General features: G+C 41.8%; 18 protein-coding genes. 12 read left to right on the plus strand and 6 right to left on the minus strand.

Annotated features, from left to right (window positions below):
• The first annotated feature begins 37 nt into the window (after window positions 1-37).
• The gene (locus tag BFS30_RS19530) at window positions 38-391 is read left to right on the plus strand and encodes a DUF6370 family protein (protein WP_069382544.1); all 354 of its coding nucleotides are present in this window, start codon (window positions 38-40) and stop codon (window positions 389-391) included.
• Between the two features lie 13 nt (window positions 392-404).
• Here the strand turns inward: BFS30_RS19530 and BFS30_RS19535 are convergent, their stop codons facing one another.
• The 4 genes from BFS30_RS19535 to BFS30_RS19550 form a co-directional block, all read right to left on the minus strand.
• Window positions 405-1,529, minus strand: a complete 1,125-nt coding sequence (locus BFS30_RS19535) for a serine hydrolase domain-containing protein (RefSeq protein WP_069380830.1) — start codon at window positions 1,527-1,529, stop codon at window positions 405-407.
• Between the two features lie 195 nt (window positions 1,530-1,724).
• Complete coding sequence (locus BFS30_RS19540; RefSeq protein ID WP_069380831.1) at window positions 1,725-2,348, minus strand: hypothetical protein; 624 nt, start codon at window positions 2,346-2,348, stop codon at window positions 1,725-1,727.
• Between the two features lie 69 nt (window positions 2,349-2,417).
• Window positions 2,418-2,936: a GNAT family N-acetyltransferase gene (locus tag BFS30_RS19545; protein ID WP_069380832.1), complete on the minus strand. Its 519-nt coding sequence runs from the start codon at window positions 2,934-2,936 to the stop codon at window positions 2,418-2,420.
• Between the two features lie 203 nt (window positions 2,937-3,139).
• Window positions 3,140-3,619, minus strand: a complete 480-nt coding sequence (locus BFS30_RS19550; RefSeq protein WP_069382545.1) for a hypothetical protein — start codon at window positions 3,617-3,619, stop codon at window positions 3,140-3,142.
• A gap of 206 nt (window positions 3,620-3,825) precedes the next feature.
• On the opposite strand from BFS30_RS19550, the gene BFS30_RS19555 reads away from it, so the two are divergent.
• Window positions 3,826-5,217 (plus strand): aminopeptidase P family protein, encoded by a 1,392-nt coding sequence (locus BFS30_RS19555; protein ID WP_069380833.1) that lies wholly within the window; start codon window positions 3,826-3,828, stop codon window positions 5,215-5,217.
• Window positions 5,218-5,263: 46 nt separating this feature from the next.
• Here the strand turns inward: BFS30_RS19555 and BFS30_RS19560 are convergent, their stop codons facing one another.
• On the minus strand, window positions 5,264-12,565 hold the full coding sequence (locus BFS30_RS19560; protein WP_069380834.1) for a LamG-like jellyroll fold domain-containing protein: 7,302 nt from the start codon (window positions 12,563-12,565) through the stop codon (window positions 5,264-5,266).
• Window positions 12,566-13,077: 512 nt separating this feature from the next.
• On the opposite strand from BFS30_RS19560, the gene BFS30_RS19565 reads away from it, so the two are divergent.
• From BFS30_RS19565 to BFS30_RS19575, 3 genes are all read left to right on the plus strand, one after another.
• Window positions 13,078-14,520 carry an endo-beta-N-acetylglucosaminidase H gene (locus BFS30_RS19565; RefSeq protein WP_069380835.1) on the plus strand — a complete coding sequence of 481 codons (1,443 nt, stop codon included), beginning with the start codon at window positions 13,078-13,080 and terminating at the stop codon, window positions 14,518-14,520.
• A gap of 135 nt (window positions 14,521-14,655) precedes the next feature.
• Window positions 14,656-15,450 (plus strand): alpha/beta fold hydrolase, encoded by a 795-nt coding sequence (locus BFS30_RS19570; protein ID WP_069380836.1) that lies wholly within the window; start codon window positions 14,656-14,658, stop codon window positions 15,448-15,450.
• Window positions 15,451-15,536: 86 nt separating this feature from the next.
• A complete protein-coding gene (locus BFS30_RS19575) occupies window positions 15,537-16,022 on the plus strand; it encodes a DUF4112 domain-containing protein (protein WP_069380837.1) in 486 nt (161 codons plus the stop codon).
• Window positions 16,023-16,045: 23 nt separating this feature from the next.
• On the opposite strand, the gene BFS30_RS19580 is transcribed toward BFS30_RS19575, so the two are convergent.
• On the minus strand, window positions 16,046-16,522 hold the full coding sequence (locus tag BFS30_RS19580) for a hypothetical protein (RefSeq protein ID WP_069380838.1): 477 nt from the start codon (window positions 16,520-16,522) through the stop codon (window positions 16,046-16,048).
• A 93-nt stretch (window positions 16,523-16,615) separates the two neighbouring features.
• On the opposite strand from BFS30_RS19580, the gene BFS30_RS19585 reads away from it, so the two are divergent.
• The 7 genes from BFS30_RS19585 to BFS30_RS27525 all read left to right on the plus strand — a co-directional run bounded on the left by BFS30_RS19585 (window position 16,616) and on the right by BFS30_RS27525 (window position 24,867).
• Window positions 16,616-17,323, plus strand: a complete 708-nt coding sequence (locus BFS30_RS19585) for an NUDIX hydrolase (protein WP_069380839.1) — start codon at window positions 16,616-16,618, stop codon at window positions 17,321-17,323.
• 108 nt (window positions 17,324-17,431) lie between these two features.
• Window positions 17,432-18,271 (plus strand): ribose-phosphate diphosphokinase, encoded by an 840-nt coding sequence (gene prs, locus BFS30_RS19590; RefSeq protein ID WP_069380840.1) that lies wholly within the window; start codon window positions 17,432-17,434, stop codon window positions 18,269-18,271.
• A gap of 27 nt (window positions 18,272-18,298) precedes the next feature.
• Window positions 18,299-19,750 carry a nicotinate phosphoribosyltransferase gene (locus tag BFS30_RS19595; RefSeq protein ID WP_069380841.1) on the plus strand — a complete coding sequence of 484 codons (1,452 nt, stop codon included), beginning with the start codon at window positions 18,299-18,301 and terminating at the stop codon, window positions 19,748-19,750.
• Between the two features lie 264 nt (window positions 19,751-20,014).
• The gene (locus BFS30_RS19600) at window positions 20,015-20,623 is read left to right on the plus strand and encodes a hypothetical protein (RefSeq protein WP_069380842.1); all 609 of its coding nucleotides are present in this window, start codon (window positions 20,015-20,017) and stop codon (window positions 20,621-20,623) included.
• A 4-nt stretch (window positions 20,624-20,627) separates the two neighbouring features.
• Entirely contained in the window at window positions 20,628-21,356 is a 729-nt protein-coding gene (locus BFS30_RS19605) for a hypothetical protein (RefSeq protein ID WP_069380843.1), read from the plus strand.
• A 29-nt stretch (window positions 21,357-21,385) separates the two neighbouring features.
• Window positions 21,386-23,224, plus strand: a complete 1,839-nt coding sequence (locus BFS30_RS19610; RefSeq protein ID WP_069380844.1) for a type VI secretion system Vgr family protein — start codon at window positions 21,386-21,388, stop codon at window positions 23,222-23,224.
• A gap of 11 nt (window positions 23,225-23,235) precedes the next feature.
• Complete coding sequence (locus tag BFS30_RS27525) at window positions 23,236-24,867, plus strand: polymorphic toxin-type HINT domain-containing protein (RefSeq protein WP_083252124.1); 1,632 nt, start codon at window positions 23,236-23,238, stop codon at window positions 24,865-24,867.
• Window positions 24,868-24,871 lie beyond the last annotated feature (4 nt).

The raw sequence follows: 24,871 nt of genomic DNA on the forward strand, positions 1-24,871 counted from the left end.
GAGATTTATAATTAAGTTTATGAAAAGTTTAATAACCATGAAAAAGATAATTGTCTTTATGTTTTTTGCCTGCTTTGCCATTGCTGCCCAGGCGCAGGAGAAAGTGAAAAAGGAAGCTGTTACATCGGCCAAAGAAAAAACTCAGGTGGTAGAAGCTGCTTGTGGGGAATGTAAATTCGGCATGGAAGGAAAAGAATGTGACCTTGCTGTTCGTATTGGTGGGCATGCTTATTTTGTGGATGGAACGGGTCTTGACGACCACGGTGATGCGCATGCAAAAGATGGTTTTTGCAATAAAATCAGAAAAGCTGAAGTTACCGGTAAAGTGGTTGATGGCCGGTTTAAAGCCACGTCTTTTAAACTTTTGAAAGAGAAAAAAGCAGATAAATAACGGAGATTGTGACCTAATATCCAGTTGCAATATTGACAAAGGTTTGTTCCCAATTCGCTGTTCCTTTGTTCTTACCCAGCCTCACAATGATTAGGTTTTTAGCCGGATTTACATAGATGTATTGTCCTAATATGCCGGCTGCCATAAAATCACCGTTTTTTGTGGGCAGCCACCATTGGTATTGATAATACCAGGCGCTGCCTTTGCTGGTATCTACTTTTGTAGATTGTCTGACCCAGCTTTCAGGTACGATCTGCTGGCCGTTCCAATTTCCTTTATTCAGGTAAAGCCGGCCGATCTTGGCGAAATCTCTGGCTCTGGCATTGATACAGCAAAAAGTTTTTTCCAGTCCATTATTCTTTTTGTCCAGACTCCAGCTGGCCTCATATTCCATACCCAATGGCTGCCATATTTTTTCCTGTAGGTAGGCTGTGATGTTTTTGGTCTTTAATGCCCTTTCCAGTACCAATCCAAGTATCTGAGGGTTTCCGCTTACATATTCGAAGGCTTCACCCGGGGCTCGTTTGAGTTTTAATTCGGTGGTAGCTTTTCTTAGATTTGTACCGTAATAGAAAGTGGCTACTTCCCCAAATGGATTGCTATAACCTTCATTGAATTGCAATCCGGACGTCATTTGTAAAAGATGTTCGAGTGTGACTTTCTCAAAACCATTTTTTCTTAATTCGGGAATATAATTGGTAACGGGTTCATTTATTGATTTAATGAGACCATCATTGATGGCACAACCAATCAGGATAGAGGTAACAGACTTTGCCATAGAAAAGGAGGGAACAATAGCCGCCTGATTGTAACCCTGGAAATATTTTTCATATTGAATGGTGTCGTTCTGAATGATCATAAACGCTACAGTATTGTTCTCTTCCAGATATTGATCAAAGGGAACTTCTCCATGCTGATCAGGATTGATGTTTTTTGGAAATTTGCCCTTTTCTGTTTGATAGAAAGAGAATTTCTGACCGGTGTTGTTTAAACTTCGGGATGGAAATTTTTTATAATCTCCAATATCTGCAAAATTGTAATAGACAAAACGGGCAACTTTACAGGAAACGAGACCAACGATGATAAAAAATAGGGTAATCAGGAAGATGTAAGTACTTTTTGGTTTTCTTATAAACATGGGCCCGGATTAATTTTATCTATCAGAAAATAGCTTGATGTTTTTATTCTTTTACTTTTTGAAGTTTATTTATCTTCGGTTAATAAGCTTCAATTCAATTATAATGAAATTTCGGGACAAGGGTACAGCAGGAACCTGTTAAAAGAACGTAGATTCCTGCAAATGTGCTTAAACTTTAGATAAACGTGGAATAGCCTATTTCGTAAATTCGATCCGCTGTACTAAATAAGCCTTTCCGAAATTAGCTGGATCGTGGATTACGGTCGCTTTGATAGACTTCCACTTTGGATAGATTTGTCCTTTATCTTTTGTCCAACTCTCTCTCATTTCCAGTACATTTCGCCAGATTTCCTCCAATTGAGCCTTCACTTCCTGGTTGGCATAGGTCAGTTGCAAGCCTTTCTGAACATATTGATATTGCTCATTTTCTTTATTGATTGCAATAAATGGTCCGCCTGGTATATACGATTTGATTAACGAGATGTCAAACGACTCATTCCCCTGGTATTTTTCTGAGCTGATGACCCGGACGAAATTAAACCATCTGTCGGAAGCATCCTGAGGAGGATTCTTTTCTATATTGAATCGTGCTTTGACGCGATAAGTGTAACCAGGTTTTCTGTCAGCAAATCCGTGCAGGGATAATTCTGCCGATTTATTCTGTGGCATAATTAACAATTGATCATTGACTGATTCATAGCGATGATCTACTAATAATTCCACTTCTTGTCCATTTTTAAGGTTCAAAGGACCGTATGTTTCGTCCTTTTTGCATGCAGAGAAAAGAATGATAAAACAGAGTAAAGAGAGATATTTCATAATTTAGAAAAAATAAGTGTTTAATTCTGAAAACGTAAAGATTAGGGATAACGCTACACCAGCAAGTAATTATTCGATAGATTTTTCCATTTCCATCAATATTACCTCTTTTAATGGGATACCAAACCTATGGTGCTCAATAGGAAAAGGAAAGCTGTTCCCCGTATTTATATAGTTTCTTCTCTCGTAATACCTTATTAATTCGTCCCTGCCTGCTATCACAGTCAGATTAATTACCTTACAGTTTACCTCTTTGGCATGTACTTCAGCGGCCTTCAATAAGGTACTTCCAATTCCAGCAGATTGAAGTTCCGGATTCACGGCAAACATGCCCAGATGTACCTTTCCTTCCTTTTTATGTAAATTCACACAGCCGATAATCTGTCGGTTTGCATCTGTATATTTTAAAATGCAGATGTCTGGATTGGTAAGGTAGGTTGTTAAAGCTTCTTCGTCAACTCTGATATCCCCTCCAATAAAAGAATTTTCATTAGTCCACCCTTTTGTAGAAGATTCCCCTCTGTAGGTGATATTTACTAACGTTAATATTTCTGATAAATCGGCAATTGAAGCTTTTGAAACTGACATGATATATTTTGAATTAAAAAGTCTTTATTTTTTTGCTAAAATATAAAGTTCTTTCTTTTTTGACCATTTTTGCCTGAATTTAAATCTCAATGAGAAGGTTTGTCTGGCTACAATCCTGTTTCTATTATAGAAAACATAAAAGGCGAAGTCATTAAACTTCGCCTTTTTATATCATCAGAAATACTGATGTAACTCTTTTACGTTTAGAACGTAAATCGTACACCCAAACCTATATCACCACCCCAGAATTCCGTATCTGGAGTAATTTGTAGTGCCGGAATCCAATCCAATGACAAATTGATTGGTGCTCCCTTAAATTTATAATCCAATCCTAAAACCCCATTAGCAGATAAATAAATATCGCTGCCGCCACCATGTTTTATTTTGTAAGCTCCAACAGTTGCACCACCACCATAAAACCAGTTAAAACCTTCAACACCTTTGATTGGGTTGTAAACTTCGTATAAACCAGTAACATTAAGGTAGGTCACACCGCTATTGCTTCTGAAGTTTCCGATTAATTCAAGCATTGCACCTTTACTAAGTGCTGTTTTAAAACTTACTCCATTGGCGTTACCAAAACGGCCACCAATTGCATTTTTGTAGTCCTGGGCATTTGCGCTGTTGATGCTCATGGTAAACAGAACTGCAGCTGCAACAAAAGAAAAAAGTACTTTTTTCATGATCATAATGTAATTTGTTTAATATAGATGTAGTATCGAAATAGATTCCGACAAAACTAAAAAGCCGGCAGGTGACTTGCAATCGTGGAAAACCAGTATAAAAAACTACCGGTTTACAGGTATAAAGAAGATATAAAAATCCAGACTCCTCCACTAACCATATGAACTTTTCCTAACTTTGAGATAACATCTTAAAACCATCAGATATGTTTCATAAAAACGAATATATAGAAAGAAGAAAACAACTCGCTACGCAATTCAACTCCGGAATCCTGCTCTTTTTAGGAAATGAAGAGAGTCCGATGAACTTCTTTGATAACACTTATCATTTCAGACAAGACAGTACTTTTCTTTATTACTTTGGAATTCAGGAACCAGGGCTCAATGCCATCATCGATATAGATGAAGATAAAGTGATCCTGTTTGGGGATGAGATGAGTATGGATGCCATCGTATGGATGGGCAGACAAAAGACACTTCGTGCAAAGGCAGACGATTCGGGTATCACCCTGGTTTCTCCAGCTGTGCAACTGGAAACCTATATTGCCTCCGCAAAGGGAAGAAAGGTTCATTTCCTGCCGCCATACCGTGCCGAAGCTAAGATAAAACTGGCCGGTTTACTGAATCTTAATATCAATCAATTAAACGAAGCGGTATCTGTTCCTTTTATCAAGGCGGTTGTTGCTCAGCGTTCTGTAAAATCTGCAGTAGAACTTGTGGAGCTCGACAGAGCTTCTGAGATTTCGGCAGACATGCACCTTAAAGCCATGCAAATGGCAAGACCAGGGATGACGGAAAATGAAATCGCAGCTGCGGTTCATCAGGTGGCTTTAAACGCCGGCGGACAACTTTCTTACCCGATTATTTTAAGTGTTGACGGGCATATCCTGCACAACCATTCTCATAGGAATACGCTGAAAGAAGGGGATATGGTGCTAAATGATTCTGGTGCAGAAACGCCAATGGGTTATGCCGGCGACCTTACCCGTACTTTTCCGGCGGGAAAAAAATTCCTTCCGGCACAAAAGGATGCGTATAACATCGTACTTCATGCCTATCAGGAAGCGGTAAAAGCCCTGAAACCCGGAGTGCGTTATATTGATATTCACTATAAATCCTGCCTTAGTCTGGCAGAAGGCCTGAAATCACTTGGACTGATGAAAGGAAATCTGGAAGATGCTGTTGGGCAGGGTGCACATGCCTTGTTCTTTCAATGTGGTACGGGGCATATGATGGGACTGGATGTTCATGACATGGAGAACCTGGGCGAACAATATGTAGGATATACTGATGAATTGAAAAAGAATACCACTCAATTCGGATTAAAATCCCTGAGGTTAGGTAAAGCGCTGGAGTCAGGCTATGTGCTGACCATAGAACCAGGACTTTATTTTATTCCGGAACTGATTGATCAATGGAAAGAAACCAATCAATTTTCAGAGTTTATCAATTATGATAAAGTAGAGGAGTATAGAAACTTTGGAGGAATCCGTGTAGAAGATGATTATGTAGTTACCGATAATGGCTCCCGTCAGTTGGGTAAACAACTTGCAATCTCTGTGGATGAGGTTGAAGCGATAAGAAGTAATGCTTTTTAAAAATAACCACCGGATGTCAGGAATGGCATCCGGTGGTTAAAATGAACTATCTGATCAGCGTGATAAAACCTGTATAAGGTTGATTAGTCCCGATGTCAATAGAGTAAAAATAGGTATCTTCTCTTAGTGGGCTACCATTAAATAATCCTTCCCAATAATTCGAATCATTGGAATAGTTTCTCGTGGTAAAGATAATCTGCCCTTTCTTAGTGAAAATGGTCACTTTATTATTCGGGAAATTGGAGATGTCTTCAATCGTCCATTTATCATTTCTGCCATCTCCATTTGGCGTAATGATGTTGGAAGCCAGAATCGCATCTTTCTTTTTATCCAGATTAATAGTGATGGTCCCTGAGGTGTTTGTCAACCCCTTATTATCCGTTGCGACTGCACTGATGTAATAGGTGCCGGCGTCTTTTGGTTGCCATCTAAAGGTATAAGGCGGACTTACAACTGTGGCAATTTTAGTGGTCCTTTCAAAGAATTCAACCTTTGCAACTGACCCGTCAGCATCTGTAGCCTGGGCAGTGATCGTTACCTTTTTGTTCGGATTAAAAAGACTTCCATCTTCAGGACTGATGATCGCAATTGCTGGTGGGGTATTTACCGGAACCACCTGAATCATAATGGCATTAGAAACGCTATCCTCTTCATTATTGTCTATTGCCTTTGCTGTAATCGAATGATTTCCAAGCGTTGCCCCGGTCCAGCTTAGCTGATAAGGTGAGGAACTGCTTTCTCCGATTTTTACGGCTCCGTCAAAGAACTCAACCAAGGTAATTGTACCATCTCCATCGGTTGCCTCTGCTTGAATAAGAATAGGTTGTGAAGTATCCACAACATTTTGCTCAGGAGCAGCCAAAGCCACTACGGGACGTATATTCTTCTTAACGATAATGGAAAGACTATCAGTGGTAACCAATCCGGCCCTGTCAATCGCTTTGGCGGTTAAACTATAAGTTCCCACAGGAAGAGGTGCAAGGGTATAGCTAAATGAGGGACCCGAAATGGTAGTCAGTTTCGTTGATCCCTGATACAGCTCAACTATCGGTGCAGGCCCGTCCGGATCAGTAGCTGTTCCCGCTATTTTTATGGAATCTTTGGTTTTATAGATGCCATTGTTCATAGGAGAACTGAAGGCGATAAGTGGTGCAGAATTGGCCTTACTGTCGATGATCACCTGACTGTTTCTGAAGTCGGTATTTCCGGCAGCGAAGCTGGTAAAGCCCATTTGGTTTGATCCCTGGATCGGGGTGCTCCAGTTTCCGTTTTCGTTGAACCCACGTTTGTATAAGTTCAGGTTCACACTGCTATTCGAAATTCCAGGCAGTTCTATATTCTCAACAGCACTGGTATCCACATCACCGTAGTTTCTGATGATCCAGTACTTTGAATCCGGAATGCTGACCTGTTGCGCAGGGTTAAAAGGAAGGCTGTTTAGCCTGCTGATAACTACATTTCCTTTAGGATAGGTTCCTGTAGCTGCATAATTTAAAGCCAGTCCGGTAAGGTCAAAATCGTATTTACCGGCGGCATTTATTGCCAGCGTCTGACTAAGACCATTGGCTACCGGGGCAGAGGATGCGTCACGTTGTACATTTCCACTAGCCTCTACCACATAATGGTTAGGCGACACATCTATCAGTTGTCCGGCGCCTGCATTTCCCTGTCCTTGCAGGTATACTTTTAGTCCGGGTTCATTGCCACTCAATGTGAGGTGCATGTTCTCCTGGATTTCCTGCTCGGTACGGGAAGTAGACCATAAACGGAATTCATCCATTTTTCCATTGATGGTATTGTCGTCCATACTTCCAATATTAAAACTGTCCCACAAAGGAGGAGCCGAAGAAGCTGGTTTGGTACCTGATAACTTACCATCAATATAGAATTTTACCAATCCGTTGTCGTAGCTGAAAGCCAGGTGATGCCACACATTCAGGGTGTTAAACATTCCGGGAATGTCAATCCTTGAAGCAGCATTGTTTGCCACACCTATGCTTAAACTGTTGTCATCATCTGCATGAACAAGAAAACTTCCCCATCCATTTCCAACAGATTGATTCCATGATTTTGCTGAAGCCGCATTTAACCAATATTCAAGGGTAAAGGTGGTTGGTTTCCAGTTTAATCCGGTTATTTTCATTGCTCCTGAAGCACCATCAAACTGGTATGCTTTACCTGCCAGTGTTTCAAGTGGCTCAAAGCCGGAAATCCTGTTTACAGAAAGCTGACCTAAAGTAGTAGCGCCAGGAGTTAAGCTGAAACTAATCGGATCGGCCATTGGCCCCTGATGATTAGCAAGCGAGCTCCATGCTGGTCCGAAGGCATTGAAAGCCCGTCCGTTCAGACGATAAAGGTCTAGTGTAGAAGAAGGTGCCTGTATATTTTTCAGGTTTACTCCAATCAGGCCGGTAGGGGCAATATTGCTTCCATAATTGTTAATCACCCAATAGGTACTATCCAGAACGGAAGGATTGGTGTTTTCATTTGGAATAGATTTTAAACGGCTCACCACGACTTCACCATTTGGGTTGGTACCGCTTTCAGAAAACTGTAAGCTTAAACCCGCCAAAGGATAATCGCTGATTCCGGCCGTAGTAATCGATTTGCTTTCACTAAGTCCTGCGGCTACCGGAGCGGTAGAGGTAACTCTTTTTGCATCTCCGTTTAAGGTAACCTTATATCCGTTGTCCGACAAATCGGAAACTCCTTTACTGGCATCCTGAAACTGTAAGTATACTTTTAGTCCGGGTTCATTTCCTATAGATGTGAGGTGCATTCCTTCACGAACCTGCTGCTGGGTTTTCTCCACAGACCACATCCTGAATTCTTCAATCTCTCCATCTATAGAGTTACCGTCTGCCGATCCTATTCTAAAGATGCTCCATACTGGTGGAAGTGCAGAAGCGGTTTTGCTGTCCATCAGTTTTCCATCCCTGTAAATTTTGGCAACACCATTATTGAAGGTATAGGCGTAATGATGCCAAGCCAGGTCTTTAAAGGCTTCCAAAACACCCAGTCTGGATGCGGCATTGTTGGCTACACCAACGTTAAATCCGCCGGTGCCATCCGAGTGAACCAGGAATGATCCCCATCCGTTACCAATAGACTGGTTATAATTTTTAAAAGATTTAGCCTTATGCCACCATTCAATGGTGAAAATTTTCGGCTGCCAGTTGAAATCCTGGATCTCCAGATAATCTCCGTTTCCGTCAAAACTCATCGCTTTGCCGGCAATCACATCTGCTTTAATTCCTCTTTGATTTACTTTAATCTCAGAGAATAGCTGAACGCTGGAACTGATTTTAATCGTACCATTATAAACCTGAGCTGCTGTCGGACTAAAACGTGCATAAATTCTCAGGTCTTTAACGGTTCCGTTTACCGGACTAACAATTAAGGAAGAGCTGGCATCCACATAAGTCAGGTTATCCAGAGAAAGCTCATAACCTGGAGGGGCTTTGATCTTAATGGTATCTGCAGGAAGGTTTGTTCCTGATAAAAGGAAGCTTTCTGCCTTTGTTTTTGATCCGGCCCTCGCATCACTGAATATCAGAGAGTCTGCACTGCTCAATAGAAAAGGTGTACTGTCTTTAATAAAGAAATATTGAGCGTAAGCATTTTGATTGTTTACGGTAATGGTATTGTTTACCTCGTCAACTGCACTTGCCGGCGTACTGAACTGCCATTTTCCACTTCCATAAGCAGGCCTGGTAAGTACGAGTATTTTTTCCGGATTGAGCTGATCGGCAGCCGTTAAATCTTCGGTACTGCTGAAGGTTAAGTTCATATTCAGGTTGGTATTCGTATTGAAACGGTTTCCTACCCAATATTCATTACCGATTTTAACCGCAGAAGGGGAGAAGTCGTTGAATGCTGCTGAGGTAAAGTCTATTTTAGAGAAACCAGCAATCACCGGGGTGACCGAATTGTAGAAAGCAGTAACATTAACGCCGTTGCCATAAACTGAACTTCCGGCAACTTCAGATTTTGCCTGTGATACCCCTCCGCCAAACGGATAAGCAGTTTTTACCCGAACTGGTGTTCCGGTTACAGTTACCGCTTTTTTGCTAACGATATCGTAAATTTCAGCTTCTGTATTGTCGAAATTTGAATAATATACCAAACCTGCTTCATTTCCCTGAACAGGGTGGTGGAAGCCTTGTTTGATTTCAAATGAGCTCAGCGCCCTGCTCCAAACCTTTACTTCATCAATCTCTCCTTTGAAAAATTTATTGCTGGGACCACTGTTCCACAATCCTAGTCTTACCAATCCATTGGTGGTGTTTATCGCCAGTGGGGTAGGAGCCAGTTTTTGTTCTCCATCATAGTAGAAACTTACATTTGTTCCGTCAAATACAAGGGCATAATGATGCCATTCGCCTTTACTGTTAGGCAGTGTGAAGTCTTTGTTTGAGTTCCAGAAGTTGGCTCTCCATAGATTATCGGTAGTGGTAGTTCTCAGGCTGAATTCGCCTAAAGTGGTTCCGGTAATTCCGGTTGTAAATAGCCCGCCATCATTAAAGGCATCGGCTTTTGCCCAGAGTTCAATTGTTCTGGCTTTTGCACCGTTGATGGCGGCATTACTTCCTAAGGTAATAAATTCTGTTCCTGCGCCGGTAAAAGCTACCGAGGTGCCTGGCGCCGGCTGGAAAGTATGGTCTTCTCCAAAAACATCAGCGCCATTGGCACTGGCTTTCAGACGGTAATGCCATACTTCTCCCGATTGCATGGTCAGCGGAACTTCCTGCTGAACGGGAACGAGGTTTGAACCGGAAAAAGATCCGGAAACATTTGTTTGTGAACCATAGGCGGTAGTAGGGCCGTATTCGAATACCACATTGGTCAGTGTTCCTCCCAATGGGTTAACTTTTCCTGTTAGTAATGCACCGTTTTTACGGATGTTAAATGCTGTTCCGGTGATCAGGTTTTTAAAATTCAATAACCCGGTTTCTTTAGGGATGCTGTTGCTTCTGAGTCCCTGTAATCCATTGGCACCAATGGCGCGTACGGCGTACCATTCCTGCTTATTGACATCCGAACCGTTCAGAACAATACTCGTATCTGCGGTCAGACCGGCAGATTCCATGTATTTTTCTCCCAGTTTGAACACTTCATACTGAACATCGGGTACTGATTTCTTCCAGGATAACTGTAAAGAACTATTTCCGGCCCAGATTACTTCCAGACCTTCAGGTGCGGCAAGGACATTGACATTATTGGCAATGCTCTCCTGTGCCCCCCGCTTTATCCTGATCTGTATTTTTGAAAACAGGTTTGGAACAGTCCATTTAAACTGTCTTTTGTCTGCAGCAATATTGCTGGCAATTGCAGTCCAGGTAGTTCCGTTATCTGCTGAATAATCGAGGTTAAAAGTACCGGGAACGCCGTAGGCATCCCAGCGGATATATTCTGACTTTCCAGGTCCCATTGCTTCTCCTCCCAGAGGATAAGCCATCGTGATTTCATCTTTTACAAATTCGTAAACGATAAAATACTCTTGTGGGCCCTGTGGAATAAGATTCCCGTTGATATTTAAGGTATAAGTTCCGGCAACCGGGTTGTCTATGGTTACCTGCTCTACGTTATTGATATGGTCAACCTTTCTGGTAGGCAGGGAATTCAGGCTTATTGCATTTGCAGCAGTATCTAAACCCCATGGCAGGAAAGTGTTGGAGGATGGGTCGGTAACATTCAGGTCAAGGTCGTTGACTAAGGACTGTGCTGCACCTGGTGTAGCCTCATAATCATGCCAGTATAACAATACCCTCACCTGACTGGTACCTGCGGGCACTTCAATCGTTGAACTTGCTGATGCTCCGTTTGCCATTTGTCCGGTGCTGAAGTTTCTGCCCTGGATGGTTTTAAATGCACGGCGGACATTGGGGCGTCCAAAGCCGGTTTTAAAATCGATTCCGGGATTGTAAATGTCGTCAGCAGTATTTAAAAGAATGGCTTTTATCAATGCGGAAGGAGCGGTTGTTGCCTGTGTTTCGGCTTTATAGGCCTGATACAGCATGGCAAAGATACCGGAAACCTTTGGTGCGGCATAAGAAGTTCCTCCGGAACCTTCAATGGTCATATCCGGCTTAATCCGGCCATCATAGGCAGGTCCTTTATTGGTCCAATCCAGGAAATTATCGTCATAATCTGTTCCGCTGATGGTCAGCAGGTTTTTAGCATGTTTGGCACTTCCGGTCAGGTTACCCCATCCCGGAATACCATTGTATTTACCTCCAATAGGAACAATATCTCCACTGTTTCCGGAAGAGTAAACCAGCATGGCCTCTGGCCTGGTCCGGATATAGTTGTCGTGCTCATTAGATAAGGAGCCATAATTGGCATCTGCACCCCAACCGTAAGACATATTGGTTACCCTGATCTTTTTATTGGGATCGTCGTAATTGGTATAGGTGTTCTGTCCCGAGACCACATAAAAATTTGATCCCCATGCATTGGATTGGTCTTTAGGATCATAGTTTCCTGCACTTCCCATGCGTTTGGAAACACCCCAGGAGTGTCCTCCTGGATTAACGTTCATAGACCCGGGAATCATCCTCCCTTGCATGTCAATATCCTGGAGGAAGTCATTTTCACGAATATGTACGTTTACACCTGCTCCATTATAATTTACCCCGTTAAAACCGCTGTTGATATAGTTTGAACGGCCGATATTATTGCTGAAGATATCTCCAGGGCCGTCTACTTCGGGTTTCGGTGTATCCTCAACCGGAGAAATGAATTTGATCTCCCTGATTAAAGCAAGTTTCCTTAATTTGTTCTGAGGGATTCTGACGATCCAGTTTTTACCCGGACCTTTAGCCTGAATCCTGGCTTCCTCAAGGATAGATTTTTCTGCAGCCAGAAGATCAGCATCTTCATAAAATGCAATTTCCAGTTCTATCTCCCCGCCTTTTCTGGCATGCTGAGGGATTTTATCGCGAAAGAGATTCTCTGCTAATTTGAAGCCTTCGTCGATAGGCAAAACGGTTCTGATTCCTAATGTCGCAAACTGGTCGGAATTGAGCTCTTTTTTGAAATGGGCGTAATAGGAATAATTTGGAACGTAATCCAATAGTTTTATTCCCAGATCTTTTAGCTTTTCTTTTTTTGGCTGATCTGGCAGTTCTTCAAACTGAACCAGAAAATATTGTCCTTTGTTGTACCGGATTCTGTTTTTTTTCTGGTCCAGCAGGATGGTTTTCTGATCGGATCTAAAACCTTTTTCGGGCTTAAACTCCTTATTGGTGTGGAGAATACGGAAATCTTTTTCCGCGGGCTTTCGATCTTGCGCGCTTAAAAATAAGGGCACAAGGAAGCCCCAAAGAAATAATAAAATTTTCTTCATAATGGTTTATTGAGGTGGTTTGGTTTAGTGGCGTGGAGTACTGCGGATGTAAATGAAAACAGGAACTTTTCTGATTGGAAAGAAATAGTTGAAGAGAGATTTCATAAGAGAGGATTTAGGATGATTGGTTTAGGTTTGGTTTGTTAATCCAATCTAAGGGCTTTTGTTCGGATTTTGAAGATTTGATGTTGCGCAAACGATTGATATTGATCTGATTAGAAGGAAATGGCCTTTTGGTGCAAAATACAGACTGTAGGTGATGGAATACTTTTGTATAGGGAAAGGATAAACGGCTATTTTGGCTTAAAATTCTACTAAATAGGTATATAAAAAGGTTTTTTTGACGTAATATTCGTATTACAATGCAACCATGTGTATTTCAGCGCAAACGTTTGCATACCGGACAATATTGTATGAAGTAAGTTGGGTTTTTAAAAATAAAATAGATTCCTGTAGGCAATTTGTGTTTTAATTGGCTCTCTATCAATATAAACCAACCAAATATTTACAGTATGAAAATCAACAATTTACTAAGGGCCTCTCTGGCCATGATGGCTGCCGGCCTGTTCTTTATCTCCTGCAAAAAGGAAAATCTAAACAGTCAGCATTCAGGAAATGATCCCTTCTCCAGAAAAATGGGAGCGGTTTCTCTGCCCGTAAACGCAAAAACAGGACCTTTAGGTGTCTGTTATGTAGAAGTAAACAACAACAACCTGCTGAATGTTGGGAGTTATACCTTGAAAAATGGCGGACAACAGCTGTTTGATATTGCCATTATCTTTGCCGCCAATATCAATTATGATGTAGCGCAGCAAAAAGCTGTGTTATTTTTTAATGATAAAGTAACTGCCGTATTGAATGGAAAAACTACCTATATCAAACCTTTACAGGATAAAGGGATTAAAGTTCTGCTTTCCATTCTGGGCAATCACCAGGGCGCGGGTTTCTGCAACTTTACCAGCAGGGCATCCGCAAAAGCATTTGCAGAGCAACTGAGTGCTGCGGTAACGACCTATAACCTGGATGGGATAGACTTTGATGATGAATATGCTAATTACGGAGCAAACGGAACCGGTCAGCCGAACGACAGCTCTTTTGTGATGTTGTTAGATGAACTCAGGAAACTGATGCCTGATAAAATCATTTCTTTTTATGATTATGGACCTGCATCATCAAGGTTATCCTGGAACGGACAAAGAGCAGGTGATTTTGTGAACTATAGCTGGAATGCAATGTATGGTACTTATTCGGCCCCAAATGTTCCACCTCTTGGTAAAAGCCAGTTGAGCCCTGCAGCAGTATGGATCAACAATACAAGCGCTGCAACAGCAAAAAGCCTCGCACAGAGTACCATGACAGATGGTTATGGTGTATTTCTTTCTTATGATTTGCCGGGAACAAATGTAGCAAACTACCTGTCTTCTTATTCTACAGTGCTTTATGGAGATAGTGCAAAGCTGAGTTCTCCTTTACAAAGCTGGCCACCGGTAACTACACCTCCGGCAAGTGGGATCGTGAATGGTGGTACTTATGAGATTAAATCAGGAGTAAATGGTACCAGCAACCTGGATGTTCAATTTTCAGGAACAGCAAACGGAACCAAAATACAATTGTATACAGACAACAGCAGCAATGCGCAGCGCTGGAAACTGGTTGATGCAGGAAATGGCTATTATAAAATCCAATCGAAGCTGAATGCAGCAAAAGTGATGGATGTAAGTGGCTCCTCGATCACCAACGGAGCTCAGATTCAGTTGTGGGACGATAATGGAACAAACGCTCAGAAATGGAAACTGGTGGATCTGGGAAGTGGGAATTACAAGTTGCAATCGGCCTTAAATGCAAGTAAAGTGCTTGACCTGAATGGCGGTGCAACTGCCGACGGCACCAAGATTCAGTTATGGAGCGATAATGGGGGAGCAGCACAGAAGTGGAAAATGGAGCTCATCCCATAATTGAGTTTTTAAAAACAGTTGAATTTAACCCTGCATGGTCAATTGAAGCGATCGTGCGGGGTTAAAAATTTCTAAAATAGATTATCGAATTATAAAACCTTAGCTTAGTATACCCAAAATATAAAATATACAGCTATGAGAGAATTTGAAAATGAAGGAACTACTATTAATTATCATATTTATGGTAAAGGAGATATTACCTTATTGTTTGTTCATGGCGCTTATATCGATCAGTCATATTGGGCAGAACAGGTAGACTTTTTTAAACATGAATATGAGGTGGTTACTTTAGACCTTGCGGGTCATGGTAAATCGGGTAGGTCACGTAGTAAGTGGTCTATAGAAGGCCTCGCTGATGATATTGTGGCTTCAATCAAGCACAATCACCTGGAAAACGTAATCCTGATCGGCCATTCTCTGGGTGCTGATCTTAACCTGATCGCGGCCACAAAATTCCCGGATCCTGTGATTGGTTTTATTGTGGTGGATAATTTTAAAAATTTAGCGACCCCTTTGGCGCCGGAATTTCATGATCAGGTGGAGGAAATACTTGAAAATCTGAAGAAAGATTTTGCAGGAACCAATGAGCAATATGCAAGGATGGTTTTAGTTTCACCAAAGACACCTGCAACTATTACAGAACGGATAGTTGAAGATTACCGGAATACATATGAGCCCATGGGACAAGCAACCATGCCCGAATTTTTCACGATGGATCAGGTGGAAAAAGAATTGCTTCCCCATTTAAAACTGAAAATTTACCTGATCAATGTGAGCTATATTCCTACTAATATGGAGGCATTAAAAGAGAATGCAATGAATGGTTTTGAATTGAGGGAGATCACCGGTACCTGTCATTATCCGATGATTGAACACCCGAAAGAGTTTAATCAGCTGTTGACTGAAACGATCAATACGATACGGTCGTAAAGTCAAGACTGTTATGCGCTTCATGAATTTCTTAGAGACAAATTCAAATCCTCAAAACATTTGTCTTTGGATTACGTTTATGTAAAATGCCAAACACTGCTCCTCATCAGAATGAAATTCCAAATACGCCGACCATCAGGACGGTGCAAAAACTTTCTTATCTCATGGATGAGCAGTTCCGTATTCCGGGAACAAAATTCCGCTTCGGATTGGACCCTATATTTAACCTTATCCCTTTTGCGGGAGATTTTGCGGGGTTTATCATTTCCGGTGGATTGGTGCTGGCGATGTCCAGTAAAGGTTTAACGAGTAAGATTGTGGTGTTGATGTGTCTCAATATTTTACTGGATGCTACCATAGGAGCTATTCCTGGAATTGGTCAGATCTGGGATTTCTTCTTCAAATCAAACACCAGGAATATGAAACTCATGGAAGAGTATTACCATGAAGGAAAGCACCAGGGAAGTGGGAAGAATACCATTCTTTTAGCATTAGGAATGCTTTTCTTTATTTTAATCATCCTTCTGGTTATTTTATGGTATACCGTAGCCTGGATCATCAGTCTGTTCTAGCTCATTGAGCAAAAAAAAATAATTTACTTATTCCATATACAGCTAGCGTATCCTCTGATTTTGCCGGCAGTCAATTCTGGTACACCCTGCTCAAAATCCCCGATCTTAATTTTGGTAATTTTATTTTTCTTAAGCTTTTCTTTTAAAACCTGATTCACAGGCAATTCGACAATACACAAATAATTGTTGTCTGAGGTTGGGGCAGTCATTGCCGTACCTTTTTCGATTGCTAAAATGCTGGCGTCCCCGAACCTTAAATAGATTTTTTTCGGGGCGTTTTCCGAATATTTCGAGGTGAATGACAGCGAAATTCTATCCGAAATATTTCGGCCATCAATATCTCTGGAAAGGATGGCATTGACCTTTGCGGAGAAATAAGGTGACATGTAATTTATTGATCCTGTAGATTTATCTACCTTTTTCTGTATTTCCTTACATGGGTCCTTTTGAGCTGCTGCAAACAAAGGGATAGTCAATAATAAAAGCAGTATATTTTTCATTTTCTTTATTTAGAATGGCTTTTTAATAAAGGTAGGTTTACTTTTCCAATTCCCCGATTAATGTTATTACTTTGTAGCAAGCTATCTCTACAAATGAATAAAACTACACCTGCCATCAAACAAGATATAAAAGTTAGTGTTGATGCCATTGTTTTTGGATACAATCAGGAGAATGGGATCTCCGTACTGCTGATCAAAAGAAAGATTGACCCTTTTGCAGATCAATGGGCATTGCCGGGAGGATTTGTACACAATGAGGAGAGCCTGGAAGAGGCTGTAGCACGGGAGCTCAAGGAGGAAGCAGGAGTTTCTATCAATTATCTGGAACAGCTCTTCACCTTTGGTAAACCAGACCGTGATCCACGAACCCGCATTATCTCAGTAGCTTACTTCGGGCTCGTTAAATCTGCTGATTTCAGCTTATTTGCATCTACCGATGCTTCGGAGGCTGCCTGGTTTAACATTTATGAGCTGCCTCCATTGGCTTTTGACCATCAGGAGATTGTTGGGAAAGCCATCGCCCGTTTAAGGGCAAAGATTACTTATGAACCGATCGGTTTTGAGCTGCTTGATGCCCGATTTGTTTTTTCCGATCTGGAGCAATTGTACATGAAATTATTAGGTCATAACATTGACAGAAGGAACTTCAAACGCAAAGTAATGTCTTTAGGTCTGGTTATTGAGCTGGACGAAAAGGCTCCATCAATAGGGGCCGGGCGACCGGGGAATTTATATTCCTTCGATTACGAAAAATATAAACAGTTAAAAGTTAACGGTTTTGATCTTAATAAACTCCTTTAGTATCAGTTGATTGTGAGTTTTTTGATTAATTTGCGTAAAATAAACGCAAATTAATTTGTATAAGAAAAAATAAAGCCTTTAATTTGTGTCATTGTAACGCAAATAGATATGAAAGTACTAAATTTATCAACCGGATTCAAGCCCTTCAACTCTTCTCTTGAAGAGATAGAAAGCAAAAGCTTTTTATTCAGCGGAGGCGAGGTACACATCAAATTACAAGATCGTGCTGACGAAGTATTGGTCTCAGCCAGATTGAACGATTCTAACGACGTGATGAAATTGTTACTGGCAGTAGATGCGCTTCGCAGGAATGGAAGTAAAACTATTACTGCATTTATTCCTTACCTTCCTTATGCCCGCCAGGACAGAGTGATGGTAGGGGGAGAGCCTCTTTCCATTAAGGTGATGTGCAACCTGATCAACAGTTGCAACTTTGAAAAAGTGTACGTATTTGATGTGCATTCTGAAGTGTCCCTTGCCTTGCTCGATAACTGTGAACTGATCAGCAATTACAGTTTGGCAAAACAAGTATTGAGCAATCACAGCGATTACCTTCTGGTTTCGCCGGATGCTGGTGCACTTAAAAAAATCTACAAACTAGCCGAAGCCTTAAGCTATACCAATGATATTGTATTGTGTAATAAAGTCAGAGATGTGAGCAATGGAAAGATTAAACAAATCACTGTTGATCAGGATGATCTGGGCGGGAAAGATTGTTTTATCATTGACGATATCTGTGATGGCGGTGCCACTTTCGTAGGTGTGGCCAAAGAGCTTAAAAAGCGCAATGCCGGTAAAGTAAGCCTGATCGTTTCTCATGGTATCATGTCTCATGGAGAAACAGAACTCATAGATTGGATTGATCACATCTATACCACAGACTCTATTAAAAATGACAGTTCAGCACTAATCAGTAGAATTCCACTGGCCGACCTGATCGAATTGTAATTACCTTTTAAATTTAAAAACACAACCATGAAAAATATCCTTCTTCAAACCGACGTTTATAAAATGGGCCACATGGAACAATACGCTCCAGGTTGCAATAAAGTATATTCTTACCTCACCGCCCGTAGCGACAAGAATTTCGATGAAACTGTTTTCTTTGGACTACAATATTATATCAAACAATATTTATCTGAACCCATTACTCCGGAAATGGGTGAGGAGTTCCTGACGTACCGCAAACTGATCCTGGGCAGTAATTCTCCTGAGATTGAAAGTAAAATAAGAGCACTTTGTGAACTGGGCTACCTGCCAATAGAAATTAAAGCAGTAGAAGAAGGGACGATCATGCCGGTAAGAAACGTCCTGATGACGATCACTAATACCCATCCTGATTTCTACTGGGTGGTTGGATTTATGGAGAGCTTGTTACTCAAATTATGGTACACCATAACCGTTGCCACCTGCAGTCATCAGTATCGCAAAATTGTAACCCGTTATTTCAGTGAAACCGACGAAATTGAGATGGAAGCGGCCAAAGCCTTTCAGGTCCATGATTTCGGCTATCGCGGAGATGCTTCAGAAGAAGGTGCTGCTATTAGCGGGGTAGCGCATTTATTGTCTTTCCTTGGCAGTGATAATGTACCCGCTTTACCTTGTGCGGTAGAATACTACAATGCAGATATTCAAGGTGCTCCGATCCTGCTATCCGTGCCAGCAAGTGAGCATAGCGTGATGTGTTCTTTTGGAAGGGAAGATGAGATTGGCGCTTTCCGTCATATGCTGGAATTGTATCCTACAGGTATTGTATCTATTGTTTCTGATACCTTCGATGTATATAAAGTTCTTACGGAATTTGCTGAAATATTAAAAGACGATATTCTGAAAAGAGATGGAAAAGTAGTCTTCAGGCCAGACAGCGGAAATCCGGAGTACATCATTTGCGGAAATCCTGATGCGGAAGAAGGCAGCAATGAATGGAAAGGAGCGATTCGACTATTAGACGAGAAATTCGGTTCTACATTGAACAGTAAAGGATATAAAATATTAAACCCTAAAGTAGGCCTGATCTATGGTGATGGTATGTATATCGAAAGATACCTGAGGACCCTGGAACGCTTGAAAAATATGGGTTACGCAGCCAGTAACTTAGTGATTGGGGTAGGTGGTATCCTGAGAAACCATAGTCGTGATACCCTGGGGTTTGCCATTAAAGCGACTTATGTGGAAGTAAACGGTGAACCTAGAGAAATCGAAAAAGATCCGATCACTGATCACAAAAAGAAATCATTGAAAGGAATGCTTTGCCTTACAAAAGATGGAGATAACTATCTGACTAAAGACCAATGTACACCTGTTGAAGAAGCGGAATCTTTGCTTCAGGTAGTTTATCGTGATGGAAAACTGATTAAAGAGACCAGTCTCGAAGAAATCAGAATGCGGATTAAAGAACAGGAACAAGTAGCTGTTGCCCAACTTTAAGATCCATATCATATAGCTGACTAAATTCGGAGCCATTTATCATCAAATGCTCCGAATTTGTTTTTTATACCCTTTATCTTTTATTGTTTTTTCAAACCATGCAATAATGGTCTGATTATTGCCGTTAAAAATATTAAAGAAAATGATGCTATCATCTTGTCAACTAGTAGTTTAATGTTGGTGTTTTGATAACAATTGTTTAATCTTTAATACATATTATCTTATTGGAATATTCTGCTGTGATCTAAACGATACGCTTGAATTATGAAAAAAACAACCAAAATAAACTTGGGTAGCAAGTCAATTTTGAACACTGGCCTCTATGGGCTTTTGTTTTCTTTTGGACTCGCCTGTTCGCCCTCCCCGCCACCAAAAGCTGTTGATGAGGCTAAAACAACCGAAAAGGTTAAACCTCTTAACGATCACCTGATCGCTTATATCGACAGTGCTTCCAGACGCATGAATGATTCCGGCTTTGACTCTTTGCAGTTTGTCGCCTTAACAGACAGCTTTATGCATTATTTTCCGATCAGTGTTTACAAACCAGGTCAGAAAATGAATGACAGTACCGTACTGGTCATGATGCATAAAAGCAATGGTCCACTTGAGGACGATGTGCTGACGGTAACATTGCCAAGAACGGTCGGTACCCGTTTGGATTTTAAGACCATAACAGATCATTTCGGTCCACTGGATCCGGAACCTGCGCTCTTCCGTCAGCATAAAAATCCGCCTCCGGTAAGCCTCAGTCTGAAAAAGCATTTTAATCCTCCGGTAAATGGCCTCTCACTGAATATCAGTGCAGCGCATTTCCCTGAAGCCGCTAACAACCAGATTGTATCTGTTCAGGTTCTTAAATCTAAAACGAAATAGTGTCATGGCATCCTATCAACTTACTAAAATACAAGAATACGATGGTCATGGTGGGCCCGCCTCTGAAGTCATGGGCGGTGATAATCATCCTAAAACTTCCACCACCCCGGGGCGCTATGTGGTCGGGGCGATTGAAAAACACGTTAGCTACGGCAAATATAAAGGCTGGTCCGGGGTAGCCTGGGGCACAGAAATGCGTTTGCTTGGCGATGTCGTAATGGTCAAAAAAGGAGGATCCTGGATCAGGCTCAGCGAAGTAAATTCCGAATGGGGAAAGTTCAAAGGCAAGGAAAAAGACCTTACTGCACAAATCAAAAGTGCGTACCATAGCTTTTATAACAAATTAGTCGTTCCCGATCGCTGGGTATTTAACGATTTTGGCCATGTGTCTGTGAAGTACTTTGTTGACCGGAATAAAAACTGGAAAATGGACGGTAAGGAAGGTTTTCTTGGCGATTTTATCCATACGACTCCGGGAGATGAAGCCCGGGTAGCTCTGAAACAGCCCATCGTACTCAGTGAATCACATGGCTGTATCCATGTAAAACCTTTTGACATTGACACTTTGATCGGTAATGGTTATATCAAAAAAGGCCATACCATCGAGGTTCATCCATATAGTGAAATGCTGGTGGCCAATAACCTGGTGAGGAATCACGCCAGGCCACCGTATGAAGTTCATTTTTATCCCGGCGCCTTCAAAATAGCCGTGTATAGAATTGTTCAGAAATAGTTCCAAACCACCTAAAACCAACCATCCCTATGGAAAATAAAGTAACAGTAGAAATCAATATTGAAGGTGTGCCGGTCGTTACATTTTCGAGCTTAAATTTATATCAGCGTTTCAATGAACACCATACGTTTGAATTACGCTTTAATCAGGATCAGGTAGAATTGCCTGGAGCTTTGTCCCTCAAAAAGTCAAAGGAGTTTGTCGGAAAAAGCATTGCCATAGAATTTGGAAAAGATGCTTTTGCAACCAACCGTTTTTCAGGCATCATCACCAAGGTGGAAATCTCGCAAACCCATGGCCTGATGGGAGACATTATTGTGAGTGGTTATAGCCCTACCATTTTGATTGACCGCGGACCGGATCTGGGTTCTTACCTGGAGAAAAATCTTAAATCTATCATTGATCAGGCCACTAAAGAGGTGGCAGCAAATGACCTTCCTATGCTGGTAAACCCAAGCAGAAAGGCACCTATAGATTATGTTATCCAATACCGGGAGAGCGATTTCGACTTCCTCAACCGCCTTTCTGCCCAGTATCATGAGTGGTTTTATTACGATGGCACGCAAGTAGTTTTCGGAAAACCTGATGAGATGAAAGAAGTGAAACTGGTATATGGACGTGACCTGAGTAACATTCAGTACGGGATTGAAATTGCCCCCTTACGTTATAAAAAATTCGCTTATAATCCGAAAGAAGATGAACTATTGAGTGCCGATGGAAAAGGACAGAGCTCCGGATCACCGGATATGATGCATGCGATTGCAGCGTCTAATACCGTGTACAGTAAATCTTATCACCAGCCGCTGATTACCAGGGCAGATAGCAAAGCTGACATTGATGGTTTCGTAGAAAATGAGCAGAAATCGATGATGTCGGGTCTGTTGAACATCAATTGTACCGGTGATCATCCTGAAGTGGGCATCGGAAGAATCGTCGACATCAGCATGAGTACCCGAAACCTGAACGAATTTGCGATAGAAGATTTTGGCAAATTCCTGGTCACTTCAATTTACCACCATATCGATGGCGTTGGCCATTATCAGAACAGCTTTGGTGCGATCTCGGCCGATACGGAACGTGTGCCTGGCGCTGCTGTACAAAACCCACAACCAGACATGCAACTGGCTAATGTGGTGGATAATAATGACCCCAGTGGACATGGACGAATCAAAGTTAAGTTCAAATGGGAGTGTGGATGTAACGATGTTACAGAATGGTTAAGGGTGATCACTCCCGATGCCGGAAGTTCTGATCAGGTGAGTAAAAACAGAGGTTTTGTCTTTATCCCGGAAGTAGGAGATCAGGTGGTGATTGCTTTTGAAGAAGGGAATATTGCCCGTCCGATTGTGATGGGAAGTGTTTTTCATGGCAAGAGCGGAACGGGTGGCGACAGCGCGAATAAAACAAAGGCACTCACCACAAGGAGTGGGAATACCATCATTATGGATGATAGCAACGGAAGCGTCAATGTTAAAGACCCGAGTGGCAATGTCATTACCATGCATGGTGATGGCAATGTATCCCTTACCGCACCGAACTCCTTTACCATCAATACCAAAGATTTTATTGTCAACGCAGGAAACAGCATTGCGCTGAACGCACAGCCCGGAGAGCAGGGCGGCGGTGAAGGTACGGTCAATATCAGTGCAAAGAAAACGATTGCTGCCACTGCAGATACAGAGGGTATTACACTGGATGCCACCACACTTGGAGTTGCCATTACCGGAAAAACAGATGTGAGCATAGAAAGTACAGATGCAATCGTAAGCCTGACCGGTAAAACTGAGACCCTGATTGATGGAGCGGATATAAAAATGTCGGGAGGAAGTACCATCCGCATCAATTCAGACGATACCGATATCACCTAATCAGCCTGAACATGGAAGAACTGGAATATATTACGCAGAAGGCCATGATGCAGTGTTCTGAGGGTACGGTGCCTGGTTTATTTACACCGACCTATAATCAGACCACTAAAATCAATAGCTGTATCGTATCTACCAATAAGGATAAGATCCCTATGGCAAACATCCCCTCGTTTGTGGTATGTAAGAAAACGCAAAAGCCTTGTGTTCCGGTAAGTACGGAATGGAAGGATACTTATGCGGTAAAAGTTAAAGGTGCACAGACCCTCATTGGAAAAAGTTGTATGAACTGTGGTGTTGGCGGAAAAATTGAATTTTTAGCCAGCGGACAGGTTCCCCTGACTGCAGATGAAGAAGCTCAGCTGAACGGGATGCGTGAGGATGCACAGAAGAATTTTGAAGAAGAAGAGAAAGAAAAGAATAAGTCCTGGTGGCAAAAGGCGGGTGAGTTTGTGGTGGATTGTATTCCTGTGGTCGGCCCGGTGGTGAGTTTGGTAAAGAATGTGAGCCAGGGAAATTGGGCGATGGCAGCACTGGATGTGGGTTTTCTTGCCCTTGATGTAGCAGGTTTAGCTGCAGCACCATTTACCGGAGGGGCTTCGGTGGCCGGGGCAACAATCGCAAAGGCGGGAATCCGTCAGGCAGTGAAAGCAGGAGCGAAGCAGGTGGCAAAGAAAATGTCGAAGGAAGCGATCGAAGCAGGGGTGAAACAAACCATCAAGCAATTGGAGAAATTGAGTGTAAGATCGCTTACCAAAGGGAAACTTTGTGTATTTGCCTGTTTTCCGGCAGGAACACCGGTGGCTACAAAAACTGGTTTTAAAAACATAGAGGATATCCGGACGGGTGATGAAGTCTGGTCTTATGATGAAAAAACAGGAGGTACAGGATTTAAGAAAGTTTTAAATACTCTGGAAAAAAGAACCAGCCTGCTGGTGAATCTGGAAATAGCAGGTGAAAAGATTGTGACTACTCCGGAGCACCCTTTTTATGTAAATGGGGAATGGAAAGCTGCAGGATTGCTGGAAACTATGGATGAGGTTCAGCTGATCGGTGGGTTTTCTGCAAAAGTTCAGCAAATCAGTTATTCCGGAGCCCATGCTCCGGTAAACATGGAAGCAGGAATGATGGAAGAAGACTTTTTCTTTCCTCAGGAAAGTATAGATGAGGATAGCGTCAAAGTTTATAATTTTGAAGTGGAGGATTGGAGTACTTATTTTGTTGGTGATACGAAAGTTCTGGTGCATAATGCAGGGATTTGTCTGAAAGATGTATTGAAGGAAATTAAAGCGGGAAAGAAAAAATTAAGAGAAATTCTGGTAGGCAGAACACCTGGAAAAGGCTCAAAGACCGGGCGCGAAGTGATCGACCGGATGAAAAAAGAAGGAAAAATCAGAACAAGAAGGGGCAAACAACAGTTTAAGTCTAAGAAGGATGGCAAATGGTATGATATGGAATACGCCGATATGGCGCATAAAAGAGATGCCGTAAAATATTGGAACAGAACTGGAAGGAACCATGGCGCACGGTCGCCTGAAGTAAGAAAATGGATGAGAGACTCGAAAAATTATTATCTTGAGCATCAAACCTATAATAGATCTGATGGTGCCAAATTGGGCATAAATTATAAATTACCACCTAGATAACCTG

Source organism: Pedobacter steynii (assembly GCF_001721645.1).
GTDB lineage: Bacteria > Bacteroidota > Bacteroidia > Sphingobacteriales > Sphingobacteriaceae > Pedobacter > Pedobacter steynii_A.

Bases quoted from the DNA above. Each gene is read 5' to 3' on its own strand.
- BFS30_RS19585 (WP_069380839.1), top strand. From the start codon at position 16,616: ATGAATAAAACTACACCTGCCATCAAACAAGATATAAAAGTTAGTGTT.
- BFS30_RS19570 (WP_069380836.1), top strand. From the start codon at position 14,656: ATGAGAGAATTTGAAAATGAAGGAACTACTATTAATTATCATATTTAT.
- BFS30_RS19580 (WP_069380838.1), bottom strand. From the start codon at position 16,522: ATGAAAAATATACTGCTTTTATTATTGACTATCCCTTTGTTTGCAGCA.
- BFS30_RS19595 (WP_069380841.1), top strand. From the start codon at position 18,299: ATGAAAAATATCCTTCTTCAAACCGACGTTTATAAAATGGGCCACATG.
- BFS30_RS19545 (WP_069380832.1), bottom strand. From the start codon at position 2,936: ATGTCAGTTTCAAAAGCTTCAATTGCCGATTTATCAGAAATATTAACG.
- BFS30_RS19555 (WP_069380833.1), top strand. From the start codon at position 3,826: ATGTTTCATAAAAACGAATATATAGAAAGAAGAAAACAACTCGCTACG.
- prs (WP_069380840.1), top strand. From the start codon at position 17,432: ATGAAAGTACTAAATTTATCAACCGGATTCAAGCCCTTCAACTCTTCT.
- BFS30_RS19600 (WP_069380842.1), top strand. From the start codon at position 20,015: ATGAAAAAAACAACCAAAATAAACTTGGGTAGCAAGTCAATTTTGAAC.
- BFS30_RS27525 (WP_083252124.1), top strand. From the start codon at position 23,236: ATGGAAGAACTGGAATATATTACGCAGAAGGCCATGATGCAGTGTTCT.
- BFS30_RS19575 (WP_069380837.1), top strand. From the start codon at position 15,537: ATGCCAAACACTGCTCCTCATCAGAATGAAATTCCAAATACGCCGACC.
- BFS30_RS19535 (WP_069380830.1), bottom strand. From the start codon at position 1,529: ATGTTTATAAGAAAACCAAAAAGTACTTACATCTTCCTGATTACCCTA.
- BFS30_RS19605 (WP_069380843.1), top strand. From the start codon at position 20,628: ATGGCATCCTATCAACTTACTAAAATACAAGAATACGATGGTCATGGT.
- BFS30_RS19560 (WP_069380834.1), bottom strand. From the start codon at position 12,565: ATGAAGAAAATTTTATTATTTCTTTGGGGCTTCCTTGTGCCCTTATTT.
- BFS30_RS19610 (WP_069380844.1), top strand. From the start codon at position 21,386: ATGGAAAATAAAGTAACAGTAGAAATCAATATTGAAGGTGTGCCGGTC.
- BFS30_RS19565 (WP_069380835.1), top strand. From the start codon at position 13,078: ATGAAAATCAACAATTTACTAAGGGCCTCTCTGGCCATGATGGCTGCC.
- BFS30_RS19550 (WP_069382545.1), bottom strand. From the start codon at position 3,619: ATGAAAAAAGTACTTTTTTCTTTTGTTGCAGCTGCAGTTCTGTTTACC.
- BFS30_RS19540 (WP_069380831.1), bottom strand. From the start codon at position 2,348: ATGAAATATCTCTCTTTACTCTGTTTTATCATTCTTTTCTCTGCATGC.
- BFS30_RS19530 (WP_069382544.1), top strand. From the start codon at position 38: ATGAAAAAGATAATTGTCTTTATGTTTTTTGCCTGCTTTGCCATTGCT.